At 69.9% G+C, this 2,946-nt stretch carries 3 protein-coding genes; 2 read left to right on the plus strand and 1 reads right to left on the minus strand.

Annotated features, from left to right (window positions below):
* The first annotated feature begins 269 nt into the window (after positions 1-269).
* Both JMF90_RS31485 and JMF90_RS31490 read left to right on the plus strand, forming a co-directional pair.
* Complete coding sequence (locus tag JMF90_RS31485; RefSeq protein ID WP_011548948.1) at positions 270-1,175, plus strand: HTH-type transcriptional regulator ArgP; 906 nt, start codon at positions 270-272, stop codon at positions 1,173-1,175.
* 159 nt (positions 1,176-1,334) lie between these two features.
* Entirely contained in the window at positions 1,335-1,547 is a 213-nt protein-coding gene (locus tag JMF90_RS31490; protein ID WP_006480352.1) for a DUF1059 domain-containing protein, read from the plus strand.
* 104 nt (positions 1,548-1,651) lie between these two features.
* On the opposite strand, the gene ltaE is transcribed toward JMF90_RS31490, so the two are convergent.
* Positions 1,652-2,665, minus strand: a complete 1,014-nt coding sequence (ltaE, locus tag JMF90_RS31495) for a low-specificity L-threonine aldolase (RefSeq protein WP_011548947.1) — start codon at positions 2,663-2,665, stop codon at positions 1,652-1,654.
* Positions 2,666-2,946 lie beyond the last annotated feature (281 nt).

Consider the following 2,946-nt stretch of genomic DNA (forward strand, 5'->3'; position numbering starts at 1 on the left):
CTTGTTCTTCAGTGGGGTGTAGTCGGATCGGCATACTGCATATCCTCGTCGGGCACCGTCGGCATGACGACCTCGCCGCCACGCGGGCGGCGTCGCGCACGTTCATATAGCCTAGATCAAAATGCCCGCATCGCCGCGCATCCCCTACGCGGTGCGCGATTCCGACGACGAATCGCGCACCGCGGGACGATTCGCCGCGCCGGGACCGCATCGCACGCTGCCTTACACTACCGCCTGTTCTCGTCTCCGATCACAGGAATGCTCCCGACATGTCGATGACGATCGATCCGAAGCAGGCCGCCGCGCTGCTGGCCGTCGCCGACACCGGCAGCTTCGAGCAGGCGGCCGTGCGCCTGCACGTGACCGCGTCCGCCGTCACGCAGCGGGTCCGCGCGCTGGAGGCGAGCCTCGGCACGCCACTCGTCTTGCGCACGCGGCCGTGCCGCCCGACGGTGGCCGGGCAGCGCGTGCTGCAGCACCTGCGCCGCGTCGCGCTGCTGCAGGCCGACTTGCAGAGCACGCTCGCGGCCGAGCGCGAATCGCCGATCTCGGTCACGATCGCGCTGAACGCCGACAGCCTAGGCACGTGGTTCCTGCCCGCGCTGACGTCGGTGCTCGCCGGCGAGCGAATCCTGTTCGAGCTGATCGTCGAGGATCAGGATCACACGTTCGCGCTGCTCGAAAGCGGGATGGCGGTCGGCTGCGTGACGACCGAGCCGAAGCCGATGCGCGGCTGCCTCGCGACGCCGCTCGGCACGATGCGCTACCGGCTGCTCGCGGCCGCCGCGTTCGCGGTGCGCTGGTTTCCGCGTGGGCTGAACCGCACGAGCGCGCGCCACGCGCCCGTCGTCGCGTATTCGCGGCGCGACACGCTGCAGTCGTCGTTCCTGAAGGAGAAGTTCGGGTTGCCGGACGGCGCGTACCCGTGCCATTACGTGCCGGGCACCCATTCGCACTTCGCGGCGGTGCGGCACGGGCTCGGCTACGCGATGGTGCCCGAGCCGCTGATCGGCACCGCGCCGCTCGATGCGCAGGGGCTCGTCGATCTCGCGCCCGCGCATCCGACCGACGTCACGCTGTACTGGCACGCGTGGACCGTGCAGTCACCGACGATGGCGTCGCTGTCCGAACGGGTGGTCGAAGCGGCGCGGCGGTTGCTCGCACCGTTGCCGTAACGCGCCGGCAGTCGCGCCGGCGATCGACACGGCCGGCCCGGTACGCACTCCGACGAGAAAGTCGGCCGTGCCGCCTATACTTTTTCCATCGGCCTCGCGAACGCGCCGCGCGGCCGATCATCCCGATCCGGCCGTTCCCTTTCATGTGAGGAGAACATCATGTCCCGCCGCTATATCGATTGCCGCGAGTTTCCCAGCGCGATGCATTGCTCGGTCGCGATTTCCGCCGACTCCGACAACGAACTGCTGGAGGCCGCCGTGCAACACGCGGTCTCGGTGCACCAGCACACCGACAGCGCCGAACTGCGCACGCAGTTGAAATCGCTGTTCCACGACGGCACGCCGCCCGCCGACACGCCGCGGCAGGCGTAACCCGCCGGCACGGCACCGATCGACCGACGACGCGCCGCGTCAACCCTCCGCGTCTTGCGTCATGCCACGTCGCGCCGGCCCGTCGCCGGCCGGCGCATTCCGCTTCACGCGCGACGCTGCGAGAAATACTCGCCGACCTCGCCGAGGAACGTGTCGATGTCCGCGCGCGACACGTCACAATGCGTGACGAAGCGCGACGCGTACAGCATCTGCGTGAGAATCCCGCGTTCCTTCAGCCACGCCTCGAGCGGCGCGCAATCGGCTTCGGGGAATTGCGCGAACACCATGTTCGTCGCGTGCGACAGCACCTTCACGCCGTCGATGCGCGCGAGGCCGGCCGCGAGATGCGCGGCGTTCGCGTGATCGTCCGCGAGCCGCTCGACGTTGTGATCGAGCGCATACAGGCATGCCGCCGCGAGAATGCCCGACTGCCGCATCCCGCCGCCCAGCACCTTGCGCCAGCGCTGCGCGCGCTCGATCAGCGCACGGCTGCCGACCAGCACCGAGCCCACCGGTGCACCGAGCCCTTTCGAGAAGCAGATCGACACGGTGTCGAACGGCGCGCACAGCTCGGCGATCGGGCGCCCCGACGCGACGGCCGCGTTGCACACGCGCGCGCCGTCGAGGTGCGTGGCCAGCCCACGGCTGCGCGCGAACGCAACGGCTTCCTGCACATAGCCTTCCGGCAGGACCTGGCCGCCGATCGTGTTTTCGAGCGCGAGCAGGCGCGTGCGGGCGAAGTGATTGTCGAGCGGCTTGATCGCCGCGGCGATCTTCGCGAGCGGCAGCGTGCCGTCCGGCGCGTTCTCGATCGGTTGCGGCTGGATGCTGCCCAGCACGGCCGCGCCGCCGCCTTCGTACTTGTAGGTGTGCGCGAGCTGACCGACGATGTACTCGTCGCCGCGCTCGCAATGCGACATCAGCGCGGCCAGGTTGCTCTGCGTGCCGCTCGGGAAGAACAGGCCGGCTTCCTTGCCGGCCCGCTCGGCCGTCACCGCCTGCAGGCGCAGGACGGTCGGGTCGTCACCCCAGACGTCGTCGCCGGTTTCGGCGGCGGTCATGGCGGCCAGCATCGCCTGGCCCGGACGTGTCACGGTATCGCTGCGTAAATCGATCATCGCTGTGCCCTGAGTGAACGCGGGCCGGCCTTCCTGCGCCCGGCCCCGCCGAAAACGAGACTCAGAGTGTACGCAATTCACGCGGCATGTGCCGAGCGATACGCCGCGATCGCGCGTCAATATCGCGGCGGCGGCGGCTGGACGCCCGCCGGCGGCATCGGCGGCGCCGCGCGCGGCGCGGTGCCGTATCCGCCGCCGCCATATCCGCCGCCACTACCGCCGCTCATCCCGCCCGGCACCGGCACGCGATTGCCGGTCGCATACATGCACTGCAGATACGC

The organism is Burkholderia sp. E168m23 (assembly GCF_016586125.1).
Taxonomy (GTDB): Bacteria; Pseudomonadota; Gammaproteobacteria; order Burkholderiales; family Burkholderiaceae; genus Burkholderia; species Burkholderia orbicola.